The organism is Natrinema salinisoli (assembly GCF_020405205.1).
GTDB lineage: Archaea > Halobacteriota > Halobacteria > Halobacteriales > Natrialbaceae > Natrinema > Natrinema salinisoli.
Window position 1 is genome coordinate 548,685 of the sequence record NZ_CP084469.1, and the last position, 16,064, is coordinate 564,748.

The 16,064-nt window shown below is 66.1% G+C and carries 13 protein-coding genes; 7 read left to right on the forward strand and 6 right to left on the reverse strand.

Translation table 11 applies throughout. The features are described from left to right. The first annotated feature begins 1 nt into the window (after window position 1). Together LDB05_RS02820 and LDB05_RS02825 are read left to right on the forward strand one after the other, a co-directional pair. Complete coding sequence (locus LDB05_RS02820) at window positions 2-1,159, forward strand: pyridoxal phosphate-dependent aminotransferase (protein ID WP_226006417.1); 1,158 nt, start codon at window positions 2-4, stop codon at window positions 1,157-1,159. Between the two features lie 93 nt (window positions 1,160-1,252). After that, window positions 1,253-2,482 carry a GNAT family N-acetyltransferase gene (locus LDB05_RS02825; protein ID WP_226006418.1) on the forward strand — a complete coding sequence of 410 codons (1,230 nt, stop codon included), beginning with the start codon at window positions 1,253-1,255 and terminating at the stop codon, window positions 2,480-2,482. 55 nt (window positions 2,483-2,537) lie between these two features. Here the strand turns inward: LDB05_RS02825 and LDB05_RS02830 are convergent, their stop codons facing one another. Beyond that, a complete protein-coding gene (locus LDB05_RS02830; RefSeq protein ID WP_226006419.1) occupies window positions 2,538-3,704 on the reverse strand; it encodes an NAD(P)/FAD-dependent oxidoreductase in 1,167 nt (388 codons plus the stop codon). 104 nt (window positions 3,705-3,808) lie between these two features. Further along, complete coding sequence (locus LDB05_RS02835; RefSeq protein ID WP_226006420.1) at window positions 3,809-4,915, reverse strand: NAD(P)/FAD-dependent oxidoreductase; 1,107 nt, start codon at window positions 4,913-4,915, stop codon at window positions 3,809-3,811. Between the two features lie 111 nt (window positions 4,916-5,026). On the opposite strand from LDB05_RS02835, the gene LDB05_RS02840 reads away from it, so the two are divergent. Together LDB05_RS02840 and LDB05_RS02845 are read left to right on the forward strand one after the other, a co-directional pair. Continuing rightward, window positions 5,027-6,010: an ornithine cyclodeaminase family protein gene (locus tag LDB05_RS02840; protein ID WP_226006421.1), complete on the forward strand. Its 984-nt coding sequence runs from the start codon at window positions 5,027-5,029 to the stop codon at window positions 6,008-6,010. A gap of 176 nt (window positions 6,011-6,186) precedes the next feature. Further along, complete coding sequence (locus LDB05_RS02845) at window positions 6,187-8,046, forward strand: PAS domain-containing protein (RefSeq protein WP_226007860.1); 1,860 nt, start codon at window positions 6,187-6,189, stop codon at window positions 8,044-8,046. Window positions 8,047-8,109: 63 nt separating this feature from the next. Here the strand turns inward: LDB05_RS02845 and LDB05_RS02850 are convergent, their stop codons facing one another. From LDB05_RS02850 to purL, 3 genes are all read right to left on the reverse strand, one after another. Then, window positions 8,110-9,948 (reverse strand): PAS domain S-box protein, encoded by a 1,839-nt coding sequence (locus LDB05_RS02850; RefSeq protein ID WP_226006422.1) that lies wholly within the window; start codon window positions 9,946-9,948, stop codon window positions 8,110-8,112. Window positions 9,949-10,363: 415 nt separating this feature from the next. After that, window positions 10,364-10,951, reverse strand: a complete 588-nt coding sequence (locus tag LDB05_RS02855) for a HalX domain-containing protein (protein ID WP_226006423.1) — start codon at window positions 10,949-10,951, stop codon at window positions 10,364-10,366. A 181-nt stretch (window positions 10,952-11,132) separates the two neighbouring features. Further along, window positions 11,133-13,262, reverse strand: coding sequence for a phosphoribosylformylglycinamidine synthase subunit PurL (purL, locus tag LDB05_RS02860; RefSeq protein ID WP_226006424.1), 2,130 nt, complete (start codon window positions 13,260-13,262; stop codon window positions 11,133-11,135). A 141-nt stretch (window positions 13,263-13,403) separates the two neighbouring features. Between purL and LDB05_RS02865 the strand changes: the two genes are divergently transcribed. From LDB05_RS02865 to LDB05_RS02875, 3 genes are all read left to right on the forward strand, one after another. Beyond that, on the forward strand, window positions 13,404-13,790 hold the full coding sequence (locus tag LDB05_RS02865; protein ID WP_226006425.1) for a hypothetical protein: 387 nt from the start codon (window positions 13,404-13,406) through the stop codon (window positions 13,788-13,790). An 87-nt stretch (window positions 13,791-13,877) separates the two neighbouring features. Then, window positions 13,878-14,561: a PHP domain-containing protein gene (locus LDB05_RS02870; RefSeq protein ID WP_226006426.1), complete on the forward strand. Its 684-nt coding sequence runs from the start codon at window positions 13,878-13,880 to the stop codon at window positions 14,559-14,561. Window positions 14,562-14,577: 16 nt separating this feature from the next. After that, entirely contained in the window at window positions 14,578-15,708 is a 1,131-nt protein-coding gene (locus LDB05_RS02875) for an asparagine synthase C-terminal domain-containing protein (RefSeq protein ID WP_226006427.1), read from the forward strand. Between the two features lie 18 nt (window positions 15,709-15,726). Here the strand turns inward: LDB05_RS02875 and LDB05_RS02880 are convergent, their stop codons facing one another. Next, entirely contained in the window at window positions 15,727-16,053 is a 327-nt protein-coding gene (locus tag LDB05_RS02880; RefSeq protein ID WP_226006428.1) for a cupin domain-containing protein, read from the reverse strand. Window positions 16,054-16,064 lie beyond the last annotated feature (11 nt).

Here is a 16,064-nt window from a genome sequence, read left to right on the forward strand (position 1 = left end):
CATGACGTTCGAACTGTCAGACCGCGTGCAGGCGGTCCCGCCGTCGGGAATCAGGCGCTTCTTCGAGATCGCCGAGGAACGCGACGAGGTCATCTCGCTGGGCGTGGGCGAGCCCGACTTCGCGACGCCGTGGGCCGCCCGCGACGCCGCGATCGCCTCCCTCGAGCAGGGAAAGACCTCCTATACGGCCAACCGGGGCAAGCGCGAACTCCGCGAATCGATCGCCGACTACGTCGCCGACCGGTTCGATCTGGGGTATGACCCCGACGAGGAGATTATCGTAACTACTGGCGCGAGCGAGGCGGTCGATCTCGCCTTCCGGGCGTTCGTCAACCCCGGTGACACGGTCGCGGTCGCCCAGCCCTGCTACATCTCCTACGAACCCGGCGTCACCTTCGCCGGCGGCGAGGTGTTGCCCGTCCCGACGACCGAGGAAGACGACTTCCGGCTCACCGTGGAGAGTCTCGAGCAGGCCGGGGCGGCCGACGCGGACATGCTGGTCATCTGCTATCCCAACAATCCGACTGGCGCGATCATGCCCGCTGAGGACCTCGAACCGATCGCGGAGTTCGCCCGCGAGCACGACCTGACGGTCCTCTCGGACGAGATCTACGCCGAGTTGACCTACGACGGCGAGCACACCTCGATCGCGAGCTTCGAGGGGATGCGCGAGCGGACCATCGTCTTCAACGGCTTCTCGAAGGCCTACGCGATGACCGGCCTCCGGCTGGGGTACGCGCTCGGACCAGCCGACGCCATCGCCGCGATGAACAAGATCCACCAGTACACGATGCTCTCAGCGCCGACCACGCCCCAGTACGCCGCCCTCGAGGCGCTCGACACCTGCGACAACGACGTCCGGGAGATGGTCGAGGAGTACGACCGTCGACGCCAGTTCGTCCTCTCGCGGTTCCGCGAGATCGGGATGGACGTCTTCGAGGCCAAGGGGGCCTTCTACTGCTTCCCCGAGGTTCCCGATGGCTTCACCGCGGAGGAGTTCGCCGAGGAGGTCCTCCGCGAGCAGGGCGTCGCCGTCGTCCCCGGTGACGTCTTCGGCGACGTCGGCGAGGGACATCTGCGCGTGTCCTACGCGACCGGACTCGGCGATCTCCGGCAAGCGCTCAACCGAATCGAGGCGTTCGTCGAAGAACACGCCTGAAGACCCGTCCCGTAGCCCGTCCGTCGACCCGCGTATCGGGTCGGAATATCGCGACCACGAACAGTTTTCTCGGTCGCCCGCACTCTCGTTTGCATGGTCGACTATCGCCCCATTCCGGACGAGCGGGACGTCTTCCACGAGTACAGCAGCTACGCGTTCAGGGCGGAAGAAGGGGTGCCGGCGTACGATCCCGACGAACACGAAACGCCGCGGTCGACGCTCGGCTCCCGTCGCGGGCTGTACGAAACCGATGCGACCGACGACGCCGAGCCGCGCTGCGTCTCCCGCCACTACTGGCTCGAGTCCCGCGTCCGCGGCGACATTCATCGGACCACGGGGTTGGCGTCGGTCGCGACGCCGCCGGAGTACCGCCGCCGGGGGTACGTCAGACAGTTGCTCGCCCGTTCCCTCGCGGAGTATCGCGACCACGACGTCCGGTTCTCGGTGCTGTGGCCGTTCCGCTACCGGTTCTACCGCCAGTACGGCTGGGACACGTCTAACCGCATCGTCACCCACGAGTGCGACCCGGCGGTACTCTCGTTCGCTTCAGACGCCATCGATCGGGAGTCAGGGTCGTTCCGTCGACTCGAGGCCGACGAGTACGAGACCCTCGAGCCCGCATACGACGTCCATGCCGACCGGTATGGTCTCGCACTCGAGCGCGACGAGGACTGGTGGCGCCATCGCGTCTTCGCCGGCGGCGATCGAGATCCGTTCGTCTACGCTTACGAGCGTGACGGGCAGGTACAGGGATATCTCGTCTACACGATCGACGACGATTCGGACGGACCGACGATGGCCGTCTCCGAACTGGCGTTCGTCGACCACGACGCCCTCCTGGCCCTGCTCTCGTTCTGTTACGATCACGAGTCGCAGGTCGAGCGGGTGCGTCTCGAAGTCCCTGTCGACGTTCCGATTCGAGATCTCGCTCGAGACCCCGACGAAATCGACACCGGCGTCGCGGATGGCCCGATGGTTCGCCTCGTCGACGTGGCGGAGACCCTCTCCGTACTTTCGTATCCGGACCGCGATGGTGCCCTCACGATCGCCGTCGACGATCCGCTGGTCGACTGGAACGAGGGACCGTTCGCGCTCGAGGTGTCGGACGGGAACGGAGCGTGCGAGCGTCTGGACGACGCGGCCGACTCGAACGGGACCGACGTTTCCCTAGATATCGCCGCACTCTCGCAACTCGCCGTCGGCGCTCGGTCTGCGACCGCCCTCGAGCGGACCGGGCGGCTCGAGGCGAAGGGATCGGGCGCGGTGGCGACGCTCGCGGAGCTCTTTCCGGAAACCGATGTCTATCTCGGCGAGTTCTTCTGAGATCGAGCGCCCGCACGTTCGCGGGCCCCTCTCCGGGCGCACCCGCGGCGTCGTCTCAAACGACGTTCGTCTCCGCGCGCGTCGTCCCGGTTTCGAACCGGTCGCTCGAGAGCGGTTCGATGTCGACGAGCGAGGCCGTCCCTTCGGTGACGAGTTCGGCGACGAGCCGTCCGGTCGCGGGTGCGTGCTGGAACCCGTGGCCCGAAAAGCCGGCCGCGGTGACGAAGCCGGGAACCGTCTCTTCGACGATCGCGGTATCGTCCGGTGTCACCGCGTAGAGCCCCGCCCAGCCGCGCTTGAGCACCGATTCGGGGCCGAAGTAGGAGGTCCACTCGGAGACGGTCTCGAGGGCGTCGGCGGCCCACGAGAAGTCGATAGACCGATCGTAGGCGTCGGGCTCGGCGACCGAATCGGACTCGCCGAAGTGCCCGCCGATCAGCGCGTCGCCGCCGCGGTCCGGCCGGAAGTACGATCCGCTCTCGAGATCGATCGTCAGGGGATGACTCTCGGGGACCGGATGCTCGGGTTCGACGACGGCGATCTGGCGTCGCTTCGGGGTGATCGGCAGCGAGCAATCTGCCATCGCCGCGACCTCGCCCGCCCACGGCCCCGCGGCGTTGACGACGAACTCGGCCTCGAGACTGCCGTCCGCGGTCTCGATACCCGTTACTCGGCCCCCCTCGCGACTGTCGGAGGCTCCCCGGAGCACGTCCGTGACCGGCGTATTCGTCCGGACGTCGACGCCGGCGTCGGCCGCCGCTCGCGCGTATCCTTGCAACGCGAGATGCGGATCGGCGAAGCCATCCGTCACGGAGTACGTGGCCGCGGCGAACTCCTCGGGGTCGATTCCCGGACAGTAGTCCGCCGCCGCGTCGGGGTCGAGAACTTCGCTCGGAACGCCCCGGTCGTTCTGCATGGCGACGGTCTCCTCGAACTGCGCGGCGGTAGCCTCGCTCCGAGCCAGAAAGAGATACCCCGTCCGGCGGTAGTCGATATCGGTTCCGAAGCGCTCCTCGAAGGAGTCCCAGACGCGCATGCTCTCGAGCGACATGGTGACGTTGACCGGCGTCGAGAACTGCGCGCGGATGCCGCCCGCGGCCCGCTCGGTGCTGCCGTTGCCGATCGACCCCTGCTCGCAGACGACGACGTCGACGCCGCGGGTAGCGAGTTCGTATGCGCTCGAGAGGCCGACGATGCCGCCGCCGATCACGAGTACCGTCATACGGTACCTAACGACAAACCGAGCGAAAAGGATTCGCTTGAGAATGGGGTCGAAACGGGAGCGATTCGTCCGGCCGGAGCGACGACCGCAGCGGCGGGCCGCCGTCAGAAGCGATCGGTTGAGAGGTACATCTGGTGGTCTTCGTCAACGGTCCCCTCGAGTACGTCGTAGACGACGTCCGCGACGGCGGGCGCGAGCGTCACTCCCTGACCCGACATGCCGCAGGCGACGACGAACCCGTCGACGCTCGTCTCGCCGACGATGGGTCGACCGTCCGGGGTGACGGTTCGGAGGCCGATCCACTCGTCGACGACCGTCGCGCCCTCGAGTGCGGGAACGACGCTCGCAACGTCGGTCGCTGTCTCGCGGAAGTCGTCCGAAACGGTACACCGGTCCGGATCGTAGCGCTGGCCGTCGGTGTATTCCGTTCGGTACTCGCCGACCCACGCCCCGGTCCCGTCGGTCCCGCCGGTGGGTCGAACGTACCGCTTGGACTCGAGGATCGTCACCGGACCGTCGATCGGTTCGGTCGCCTCGAGTTCGACCATCGGTCCCAGCGTGTGCCCGAGCGGGAGCGAGACGCCGACCATGTCGTTCAGTTTCGGAGCCCACGGACCGGTCGCGTTGATGACGCGGTCGGCCTGCAGTCGACCCCCGTCTGTTTCGATGCCCGAGATGGACGCGTCGCGGTCGCGCGCGATCATGTCAGTCACGGTCACACCGGTTCGAATCTCGGCACCGTTCCGTCGAGCGCACGTCGCGAACCAGGACGCGACGTCGGTCGCATCACAGATGCGGTCGTTCGGCGTGTGAAGTCCCCCGACGAATCCGTCGGAGTCGATACCGAGCCGCTCGAGCTCCGCCGCCGACAGGAATGAGGCCTCGACGCCGTGGTCGCGAAGGATCTCCGCGGATTCTTCGAGCCGCTCCGCGAACGCCGTCGTTTCGGCGACGTAGAGCGTCCCGATCCGCTCCGATTCGAGCGGCCCGCGGTCGAACAGTCGTCGGTAGACTGATCGGGAGCGCGCACGGAATCGCAGGTCGAAGGGCGTCGGTGCGACGATGGTTTCCATCAGGATGCCAGCGGAGGCCGCCGTCGTTTCGCCGCCGATCCGCGAGCGCTCGAGGAGCGTGACGTCGTGATCGGTGTCGCTGAGGCGGGCCGCGATCGCCGTTCCGATGATCCCGCCGCCAACGATGACGATGTCCATGCGCGCTGGTACCACACCAGACATCAAACAACTACCTGTCCACTCGATCGCCGAATCGACCGCCAGACGACTGACATCACGACTGAAGTGGCCATCCGTCGATGTGCCCGTATGGTTCGCATGCTCTCCGACGACGACGTCGCGTCCGTACTCGAGCTCGAAGCTCTCCTGCCGGTCGTCGCCGACGCGTTCGAAAAGCAGCGAGCGGGCGCGGTCGAACGACCGGAGCGACCACACTACCCGATCGGGATGGGGACCGATCCGGACGCACCCGGGGAACCGACGGGAACGGGCCTCTGCATGCCGGCGTACGTTCACGGCGCGGCGTACGCGGCGACGAAGCTCGTGACGGTCGTCGAGGACAACCCCGAGCGCGGACTCCCGACCGTTACCGCACAGATCGCACTCGCCGACGCCGAAACCGGCCAGCCGGCCGGCTACCTCGCTGGAAATCGAATCACCAGCGCGCGGACCGGGTGTATCGGCGGCCTCGCGGCCCGCGAACTCGCGATCGACGAGCCGATCGACCTGGCCGTGATCGGTGCCGGCACGCAGGCTCGCTGGCAAACGCGGGCCATCGCCGCTGCGACCGACCGCCTCGAGTCGATCCGCGTCTACTCGCCCAGCGACTCCCGAACGGCCTGTGCCAGCGATCTCGACGCGGAACTCGGCGTGCCCGCCACGCCGGTCTCGAGTCCGCGCGACGCCGTGGACGGTGCGACCGTCGTCGTCACAGCGACTACGAGTACGGAGCCGGTATTCCCCGGGGACGCGCTAGCTGACGGGACGCTCGTGATCGCCGTCGGCGCGTACACGCCGGCGATGCGTGAACTGGACGACGCGACGATAAACCGTGCGGACCGCGTCTTCGCGGACGTGCCGAGCGAAGCGCGCGAGACCGGCGATCTCCGCGATCACGCTGGACTCGCGGTTCACCCGTTCGGTGACGTGATCGCCGGCCAGCGAGGACGCGCGGCGCCGTCGGAGATCATCGTTTGCAAAAGCGTTGGGACCGCAGTATTGGACGCTGCAGCCGCAGAATTCGTCTTCGAACGCGCTCGAGAGGTCGGATCGGGAACGACGATCTCCCTCTGAACACCGTGTGACAGAGTCACAGTCGATCGCTCGGCCACGACACTGAAATAGGGGTTTCACTAACAATACCCTGACTATCTGTCGATGAGCACAACGGCTGTGAGAGGCGATAGCCTCGAGCGGAAGAGGGGATCGAATCCGTCGCCCGGCGGGGGACGGGGTGGAGCGTCGTGACGATGCGATCCATCCCGACCGTCGACCGCGTGACCGACCCCTTCTTCGCACTCGATACGGGGTTTCGCTTCACGTACCTCAACGAACGGGCCGAAACGTTGCTCGAGCGCACCCGCAGCGAGCTGATCGGTCGGGTTATGTGGGACGAGTTCCCGCAGACCGTCGAGACGCAGTTCCCCGACGGCTTCCACCGCGCGATGGACGAACAGGTACCGGTCTCCTTCGAAATCTACCATACGGAACTCGAGACGTGGTTCGAAGCCCGGGCGTATCCCTCCGAAACAGGCCTGTCGGTGTACATGCGCGACGTGACCGAGCGCAAAGCACAGGAGCGGACGCTGGCCCAGCACGCCGCCGTCGTCGAAGCGGTTCACGACGCCGTCGTCACCCTCGACCGAAACCGCGAAATCGTCACGGTAAACGGTGCGACCGAAGCGATCCTTGACACCGATCGATCGACGCTCGTCGGCGAGCACGTCGAGACGCTGACCACGCTGGCGGGGATCGACGACAGACACGCCGTCGATATCGGACAGGCGATCACCGACGTCGACATCGGCAACGCGGATCGCCGCCAACTCGAGGTGCCCTACGTCGGTCCGAACGGCGACGACCGGATGGGCGAATTCCGCTTCGTCCCGATCGAGGACAACACTGCGACCGTCGCGGCCGTCGTCCGGGACGTCACCGATCAACACGAGTACGACCGCGTCGTCGAATCCCTCCACGAGATCACGCGGTGGCTCCTCGAGTCCGACGATCCCGAAGAGATCTGTGCGATCGCCGTCCACGCGGGCAGCGATCTGCTCGATCTCCCCATCAGTGGGATCTGGCTGCTCGAGGAGGAACAGGGGTATCTCGAACCAGTCGCGGGCACCGCCGGCGCCCACGACGAGTTCGGCGGTCTCCCGCGGTTCAACCCCGGCGAAGGCCTCGTCTGGGACGTCTTCGAAGGCGGCGAAGTTGAGCTATTCGACGACCTCGAGACGGTCGACGAACTCTACAACCCGGACACCCCGCTCCGATCGGAGATCATCGCACCGATCGGCACACGCGGGGTCCTCATGACGGGAGCGCTCGACCCCCATCGATTCGACGAGACGGACGTCGACCTCATCTCGACGCTCGTCGAGAACACCCGGGCTGCACTCGATCGGGCTGACCGAGAGCGAGTCCTTCGGGAGCGGACGGACGAGCTCGAGCGCCAGACTGAACGCCTCGAGGCCGTCGCCGACGTCCTCTCGAACGATCTGAAACGGCAACTGGAAAGCGTTGCCGACGCCCTCGAGGAGGACGCGGCCGAAGAATGGGAGTTCCCGCTCGCGGAGGATACGGTCGAAACGACCCTCGATCGGGCCGAGCGGCTCGTCGACGACGTCCGCGAATTCGCTCGCAACGGGACAGCCGTCGGTACCAGGAGTCGGCTCCACCTCGAGGAGGCGGTTACCGATGCGGTCAGCCAGTCCCGGCTCGCGGAGGACGCCGTCATCGTCGAGGGGGCGGCCGCGCTCCGGGCCGATCCCGATCGCTTCGCTCACCTCCTCCAGACGGCCTTCGATAGCGCCGTCGCCCGGGGAGATACCGACGTCACGGTCCAAATCGGTCTGGTCGGGTTCGACGACGACGGGGATCGAGGCATCTTCGTGCTCGACGACGCCGAAGAGATTCCCCCGAACGCACACGACCGCGTGCTCGACCCGACCGCCGACGACGACACCGCGATCGACGGTCTCGGACTCGCACTCGTTCGAGCGATCGCCGAGGCCCACGACTGGGACTGTACCGTTACGAACGGCGAGAACGGCGGCACGCGGATCGAAATTCGGGACGTGACGACGCTCGAGCGTCGACTCGGGGGATAATCGACGAGTCGAGCCCGCGACGGTCCCAGCGCCCAGTACCGACGACCGATGGCTCGCAGCCGATCAGTTGTCGGCGAACGTGACGTTTCGGATCTCGAACCGTGCGCCGCCGCGATCACCGTCGGTCACTCGAATCGCCCAGTCGTGGGCGTCGGCGATCTGTTCGACGATCGCGAGCCCGAAGCCGGTTCCGTCCGTCGAGGTAGAGTAGCCCATATCGAACACCTCCTCGCGCTCGCGTTCCGGGATGCCCGGGCCGTCGTCCGCCACGTAGAAGCCGTCGGCCAGTTCACCGATAGTGATGCTCACGTCCTCGCCGCCGTGCTCCACGGCGTTCCGCATGAGGTTCTCGAGCAGTTGCTGGAGTCGCCGCCGATCAGCCCGGATCGGCCGGGCGAGATCGGTACTGATCGTCGCGCGAGTCGCCTCGACGTTCCGCCAGCAGTCCCGCGCGAGCGCCGCGAGATCGACCCGTTCGGGGTGACGAATCCGTTCCCCCTCCCGTGCCAGCGTCAGGAGATCGTCGATCAGGTCGTTCATACGCCGGTGGGCCCACGCGATGTCGTCGAGGTACTCGCTCTCACACTCCTCGCGGAGGAGTTCGAGTCTCCCCTCCGCGACGTTGAGCGGATTCCGCAAATCGTGACTGACGACGGACGCGAACTCCTCGAGCTGGTCGTTCTGCCGCCGGAGTTTCCGCTCCTGCTCCTTCCGGTCGGTGATGTCCTCCTGAAAGCCGACCCAGTTGGTGATCGTGCCGCTCTCGTCCTCGACGGGCGCGATCGTGACGCGATTCCAGAACATCGTCCCGTCGTTTCGGTAGTTCCTGAGTTCGACGGAGACCGGCTCCTGCTCGTCGATGGCCGCTCGCATCTCGGCCACCGGCTCCTCGCGCGTGTCCGCTCCCTGGAGGAACCGACAGTTTTCACCGATCGCCTCCGCTTCGGTGTACCCCGTTATCTCCTCGAATTTCTCGTTGATGTATATCAGCTCGTTGTCCTTCTGGGCGGGCTCACTGATCGTAATCCCGACGGGCGCTTCGTCCATCGCTCGCGCGTTGCGTCGGAACTCGGCCTCGCGTTCCTTGCGATCGGAGATGTCTCGCGAGATCGCGACGAAGCGATCCTCGTGGTCGATATCGAGTCGGACGACGTGCACCTCGACGGGGAGCGTCGAACCGTCGGCCCGACGGTATTCGGTTTCGAACCGCAGTCGCTCGCCGACCTCGGTCCGGTTCCAGATATCCCGGAGTTCGGTCGGTTCGTACGTCTCGTCGATGTCCCAGACGCGCGTTCCGACGAGGTCGTCCGAGGACTGATTTAACACCTCGCAGAGTCGTTCGTTGACGTCGAGAATCGTGCCGTCGGCGTCGTGAATGTCGATCATGTCCGGCGAGTGTTCGAAGAGGGCATCGAGCTCACCCGCCGTCCGGTTTCGGCCGTCCCCGTCGGTAGTTGCGACACCGTCGCTCGAGGATGTTCTCGCCTCGGCACGCGGTTTCGACTCCGTTCGCGTCCGCGATCGGTCGACCGCCGCTCGGATCCGGTCCGCCACGAACTCGTACCCCTCGGCGTCGCTTTCCGACCCGAGATAGTCGGTGACGCCCGCCGATATCGCGTCGCTGGCCATCCGCTCGGACCCGTCGTCCGGGTACAGAATAAACGGGAGACTCGGATGGTCCGCGCGGACGGCCTCGAGGAATTCGACACCGGTCCGGTCGGATAGGTGGTCGCCCGAGAGGATGCAGTCGACCTCGTGCGCCGCGAGGTACTCGAGACCGTTACGCGCGTTGACCGCCGTTTCGACGACGAATCCGTCACCGTCACGCTCGAGAACGGTTGCGGCCTCGTCAGCGAGAGTCCCTTCGGGAGCGACGAAAAGGACCCGAACGGGATCTTCCATTACTTTATATATCGGCTCGATCGACATAACCGTTCTGGCAAGAAATGCAATTACCGGAAGAAATCGGGCCTGATGCACTCTATACTCTCGATTATTAAATCGATATGCGCGCTATAGAAACGTCTTCAGTTCAACATTTGTTCGAAAATGAAAGGGTTCCATACCATGTCACGGACCGCTCGTCCGCTACGGAGGTTCGACCGCTCACCGAACAGGGGGAAACCGTCTGTCGGTGTCGGTGTCCTCGAAACACGTCGCGTTCCTGTCTGATCTCTACGAGGCCGGGTTTCGTAACTGCAACCCGCAGCGTCCTCCCGGACGATCACGCGACACCAGTTGCGGGGGGTTTACTTTCTTCCCACGGCTGAAGTCGTGGGCCTCCGCTAGCTACCCGTCACAGCATCGGACGGGATAGTCACTCCTGAAGGACCGACTCGCTCGTAATATCTCGACACAGTTGTCGATAGCCGTCCTGCTCCAGGAGTTCCTGGATCGTGTCGTTGACCTGCACGCGGAGGACGGCCAGCCGATCCTTGAGTTCGGCGTACTCCTGACTCGACTTGCGCTCGGGTTCGGTTTTCTGATCGTCCAGCAACGCCTTCTTCGACGCGAGCGCGAAGAATTCCTGTAACTGTTCGTCGTACGTCCCCCGAAGGAGCAGTTGGTCGATAATTTCGACCAATTCGTCGTTCGAGACCGGTTTGACGAGGTAATCGTCGAATCCCATTTCGATGATGTCGAAATCGGGTTCGACGGCCGTCACCATCGCAACCCGGCAGTCGAGCGCCCGGTCTCGAATCGTATCGAGAACGGTATCCCCCGAGAGGCCCGGCATCCGCCGATCGAGGAGGACGACGTCGATCGTTTCGTCGATAGCGTCCAGCGCTTCGTTGCCGTCGTAGGCCGTCTCGACGTCGCATTCGTCATCGAGCCAGGCGGCGTACAGGTTCGCGAGGTCGGGCTCGTCTTCGACGATCAGGACGGACGGGGTGTCGGTAGTCATCGAACTTCCTCCAGGGGTGTCTGTTCGTTGGACGAATTAGCCCCGTCGTATATCAATATACCGGACAGTCGCTCGAGAACCGCGTGCCGGGACCGGTCCGGTTCGAGACACACTGATGAACCACTAGGCCGGTCGACCCCGACTGCGGTCCGGACGACACTACTCCGAACGAATCTCACAGTTACTCGAGTTCCCGTTCGATCGTCGCGCGACGCTCGCGGATCTCGGCTGCATCGGCCGTCAGCGTCCGACCGCCGTCGATCGTGAGCCGGCCGTCGTCAGTCCCCGAGCCGAGTTCGACGACCGGTGCGACGCCGTCGAACGCCTCGCGGACCGCTTCGGGCGACTCCGTCTGGACGAGCGCGCGCCCCGGCTGTTCGTGGAACAGCGCGCCCGCCGGATCGTCGCTCGGAATCGCCACCTCGAGACCGGCGTCCTCGGTGACCATTTCGGCGAGCGAGACGGCGAGCCCGCCGTGGCTGACGTCGTGAACCGCGAGCGTCGCGTCGTCGTTCGCGACCGCAGCGAGGGTCTCGACAACGGCCGCCGGATCCGCCGGTAGTTCGGGGAAGGCGTCGCTGCCGTCGAACCGGGCGAGGTACTCGGAACCGCCGAGGCGAGGAGAGCCAGTTTCGAGTCCGAGATCACCGACGAGGAGGAGAGCACCGTCAGGTTCGACGGACAGCGGCGGCGCGTCGTAGCCGTCCTTCGAACCGACCATCGCCAGCGTCGGCGTCGGCGGGATCGGTCCCGCGACGGAGTCGTTGTACAGGGAAACGTTCCCGCCGACGACCGGCGTCGAGAGGGTTTCGCACATCTCGGCGAGTCCGTCGACGATCCCCTCGAACCCGCCGTACACGTCCGGCTTTTCCGGGTTCCCGCCGTTGAGACAATCGACTGCGGCGAGCGGGGTCGCGCCCTTTGCCGCGATGTTCGTCGCGTTCTCGAGCGCGATCGCGCGAGCGCCCTCGTACGGTGCGACGTCGGTCCAGTTCGGTGCGGCACCGGAGGAGAGGGCGAGACCCTGTTCGGCCTCCCGAACCGCGATGATGGCCGCGTCGTCGCCGGGTCCGACGCTCGTGCGCACGCCGACCTCGTGGTCGTACTGCCGGTAGACCCAGCGCTTCGAGGCGGTGTTCGGACTCGAGACGATCGTTTCGAACGCCTCCTGGAGATCGACTTCGGGGAGGTCAGTCTCGGGCTGGGCGGGCTCCTCGGACGCGAGGTCGTTCATCGGCGCGCCTTCCCCGAGGAAGTAGGCGTCGACGTCGACGACGGATTCACCATCAAAGGTGCAGACGTAGTTCCCGTCCGTGACCTCGCCGATGACCGAACAGCCGAGATCGAACCGCTCGACGATCTCGCGCACGCGGTCGACGTTGTCCGGCTCGACCTCGTAACACATCCGCTCCTGGGATTCCGCGAGGAGGATCTCGAGCGCGTTCATGTTCGGCTCGCGCTGGTGGACCCGCTCGAGTTCGATGTGTGCCCCGAGGTCGGCCTTGGCGACCATCTCGCTCGAGGCACCGCCGAGGCCGGCGGCACCGAGGTCCCGCGCCGATTCGATCAGTCCCTCGTCGACGAGTTGCTCGTTGGCCTCGATGAGGAGCTTCTCGGCGTAGGGATCGCCCACCTGGACCGCCGGTCGGTCCTCGGTCTCGGCGTCCTCCGCGAGGTCCTCGCTGGCGAAGCTCGCGCCGCCGAGTCCGTCTCGACCCGTGCCGTTCCCGACCAGCACGAGTTTGTTGCCGGGTTCCTGAGCCTCGGCGGTGACGAGGCGGTCCTCGTTCGTCAGACCGACGCAGGCGACGTTGACTAGCGGATTCCCCTCGTAATCCGGGTGGAAGTCGACGCTCCCCGCGACCGTGGGGACGCCGATACAGTTCCCGTAGTGGCTGATTCCCTCGACGACGCCCTCGAAGAGGTACTTCGAGTGCTCGTCGTCGAACTCGCCGAAGTACAGCGAGTCCGCGAGCGCGACCGGGTAGGCGCCCATCGAGAGCGTGTCCCGGACGATGCCGCCCACGCCCGTCGCAGCGCCGTCGAACGGATCCACGTAGGAGGGGTGGTTGTGGCTCTCGATCCCCATCGTAATATACGTCTCATCGTCCAGCGCGACGACCGCCGCGTCGTCGCCCGGCCCGACGACGACCTGCTCGCCCTCGCTGTCGAAGGCCGACAACAGCGGTCGCGAGGAGCGGTACGCGCAGTGCTCGCTCCAGAGGTTCTCGAACAGCGCCGCCTCCGCTCGAGTCGGTTCCCGGTCCAGCTCGGAGACGACGAGTTCGCGGTCCGAATCGGCAAGACTCATTCATGTCGGTGGTGGAAGTCGGACAGTAAAGGGGTTTCCATATACACGGTCGTGCATTGATCGCCGGTGCTCGCCGTCGCGAGACGACGCGACAGTCCTGTCGGAAACGTTTACTATCGCGCAGTGTGACCCGAGGGACGAATGGTCGACGACAGCGTCGAATACCCGGAACTGGTCGACGTGCTTCGATACGAGACCGCGGACGGTCCCAGCTATCGATCGGTTCCGGCGGGAGACGGAAAGCAGATTGTCGCCGTTCACGAGGACGAGTTCCGCAAGCGGCGGCAGATGCGACGGCTGCTGCTTGGAATCGTAGTGGCCGTCGTGGTGGGATACGGCATCCTGACCGGAAGCGGACTTCTCGGTGGACTCGCTGCCGGTTTCGTCCTCTTCGCCGGGTGGCGTTTCGAAATCGACCAGAACGACCTCCGACCGGACCTGGTCGACGAACGGATTCGACGGGAACGGGCGACGGAGACGTACGAGATAGACAGCCACTCGGACGATCCCTGGACGGATCAACAGTAATGCCTCTCGAGGGGACTCAAACCGCGACGTCGCACCCCCGGCATGCGGACCGAGTCGTTTTTGATCAGGCCGCCTAAACGTGCGCTCGTGCTGTCGGTCGAACTTCACACGCATTCGTCGCTGTCCTACGACGGCCGGGACCCGATCGAGCTCATCCTCGAGCAGGCCGAGGCCGTCGGCCTCGACGCGATCGCGGTGACGGACCACGACGAGATCGACGCGAGCCTCGAGGCCGTCGAGCGCGCCCCCGACTACGGGCTGGTCGGGATTCCCGGGATGGAGATCTCGAGCAAGGCGGGGCACGTGCTCGGGCTCGGGCTCGAGGAGGCCGTCCCGCCGGGACTCTCGTTCGAATCGACGCTCGAGGCGATCCACGACCAGGGCGGGCTGGCCGTGGTTCCCCATCCCTTTCAGGAGTCGCGCCACGGCGTGATGGCCCGCATTACCCGCGATCAGCTCGCGCTGGGCGACGCGATCGAGGTCTACAACTCCCGGCTGTTCACCGGCCGGGCGAACCGTCAGGCCGAACGGTACGCCAAATCCCGCGACCTACCGATGACCGCGGGCAGCGACGCCCACATCAGCGAGATGGTCGGGCAGGCGGTCACCCGGGTCGACGCCGACGAGCGCTCCGCCGACGCCATCCTCGAGGCGATCGCCGACGGCCGGACGACCGTCGAAGGGAAGCGAACGCCGTGGCGGATCAGCGTCCAGCAGTTCGCCGGCGGCGTCACGCGACGGGTGAGCCACGTTTTGAAACTACTCAGATGACGGGTATTCAGTCACGATGACCGACGCGACGCTTCGCGGTGCCGAGCCACCGACCGTTCGAGACGCCCTCGAGCGCAACGATCCCCTCCCGGGGACGGCGGGCTTCGCCGGAGAAATCGACGGCCGACTCGTTCGCGACGTGCTCGGGCGGGTACCGCTGTTCGTCGACGGCTCCGAGACCGCGACCGCGGATCGGTCGTGGTCGTTCGAGCCGACCACACTCGAGGACCCCGTGCTCTTTCCGGCTGGTGCAGTTGCAACCCCGGCCGACCCACTCCCGGAGCCGGAATCTCACTGGCCGCTGCCGGATCCCGACCCGCTCGACCCCGAGTCCGCACTCGAGGGCCTCGAGAACGCGATCGAAACGGCGACGAACGCCGTCCGGGGAGAGGACCGCGATATCGCCGTCGCCTTTTCGGGTGGCGTCGACTCGGCGCTGGTCGCCGAGCTGCTCGACGCGCCGCTGTACGTCGTCGGCTTCCCGGACAGTCACGACGTCGACGCCGCGCGCACGGCCGCCGACGCGATGGGCCGCGATCTCACCGTCGTCGAACTCGAGCCGACCGACCTCGAGCGCGCCGTGCCCGAGGTCGCCCGCGCGACCGGTCGCACGAACGCGATGGACGTCCAGATTGCGTTGCCTCTGTACCTAGTAGGCGAACGCGTCGCAGCGGACGGGTTCGACGCCCTCGCCGTCGGTCAGGGTGCCGACGAACTGTTCGGCGGCTACGAGAAGGTCGTCCGGCTCGACCACCGGGTCGACGCCGAGACCACTCGCGGTGCCGTCCGAGAGGGGATCCGCAGCCTGCCCGACCAGCTCCCGCGTGACGTCCTGACGATCGAAGCGACGGGCCTCGAGCCGGTCGCTCCCTTCCTCCACGACGCCGTCGTCGATGCGGCGCTCCGGTTGCCGGACGAGTTGCTGGCCGACGACGACGAGCGAAAGCGGGGGTTCCGACGAGTGGCTGCCGAATATCTGCCCGACGAGGTCGCTGCGCGGGACAAGAAAGCAGTCCAGTACGGCAGCCTCGTGGCCCGCGAACTCGACCGGCTGGCTCGGCAGGCGGGCTACAAGCGCCGGATCGACGATCACGTCACGAAGTACGTCGCCGCGCTGCTCGAAGACGGCACGACTCAGCGCGAGTGACCCACGACCGTTCCCATCTCAGGACGGGAGCGGACAGAGGCTCGCGGTGAAAATCGCCGTCTCGTCGGTTTCGTTTCTCGCGCCGTGGTCGACGCCACGTTCGTGGTGGACGACGCCGGGCGCGTCGATCCGTTCGCTTTCGTCGCCCTGTACAACCGTCACCGTCCCCTCGAGAACGTGGAAGACGTTCGTGCTGTCGGCGTGGTCGTGGGCCTCGAGTTCCGCACCCGACCCGAGGGCGAACGCCTTCACGAGCACGTCGTCGGTGACGACCAGTTCCGCGGTCTCGACCTCGCCGTCGGCCGGCTCGAGGTCGGCGATCGACTCGGCATACGTATCGAGCATACGGCTCGATT

What these genes read in the sequence shown, in the direction of transcription:
- LDB05_RS02875 (WP_226006427.1), top strand. Translation starts at nt 14,578, where the DNA reads ATGACCGACGCGACGCTTCGCGGTGCCGAGCCACCGACCGTTCGAGAC.
- LDB05_RS02855 (WP_226006423.1), bottom strand. Translation starts at nt 10,951, where the DNA reads ATGACTACCGACACCCCGTCCGTCCTGATCGTCGAAGACGAGCCCGAC.
- LDB05_RS02845 (WP_226007860.1), top strand. Translation starts at nt 6,187, where the DNA reads ATGCGATCCATCCCGACCGTCGACCGCGTGACCGACCCCTTCTTCGCA.
- LDB05_RS02840 (WP_226006421.1), top strand. Translation starts at nt 5,027, where the DNA reads ATGGTTCGCATGCTCTCCGACGACGACGTCGCGTCCGTACTCGAGCTC.
- LDB05_RS02880 (WP_226006428.1), bottom strand. Translation starts at nt 16,053, where the DNA reads ATGCTCGATACGTATGCCGAGTCGATCGCCGACCTCGAGCCGGCCGAC.
- LDB05_RS02825 (WP_226006418.1), top strand. Translation starts at nt 1,253, where the DNA reads ATGGTCGACTATCGCCCCATTCCGGACGAGCGGGACGTCTTCCACGAG.
- LDB05_RS02850 (WP_226006422.1), bottom strand. Translation starts at nt 9,948, where the DNA reads ATGGAAGATCCCGTTCGGGTCCTTTTCGTCGCTCCCGAAGGGACTCTC.
- purL (WP_226006424.1), bottom strand. Translation starts at nt 13,262, where the DNA reads ATGAGTCTTGCCGATTCGGACCGCGAACTCGTCGTCTCCGAGCTGGAC.
- LDB05_RS02820 (WP_226006417.1), top strand. Translation starts at nt 2, where the DNA reads ATGACGTTCGAACTGTCAGACCGCGTGCAGGCGGTCCCGCCGTCGGGA.
- LDB05_RS02865 (WP_226006425.1), top strand. Translation starts at nt 13,404, where the DNA reads ATGGTCGACGACAGCGTCGAATACCCGGAACTGGTCGACGTGCTTCGA.
- LDB05_RS02830 (WP_226006419.1), bottom strand. Translation starts at nt 3,704, where the DNA reads ATGACGGTACTCGTGATCGGCGGCGGCATCGTCGGCCTCTCGAGCGCA.
- LDB05_RS02835 (WP_226006420.1), bottom strand. Translation starts at nt 4,915, where the DNA reads ATGGACATCGTCATCGTTGGCGGCGGGATCATCGGAACGGCGATCGCG.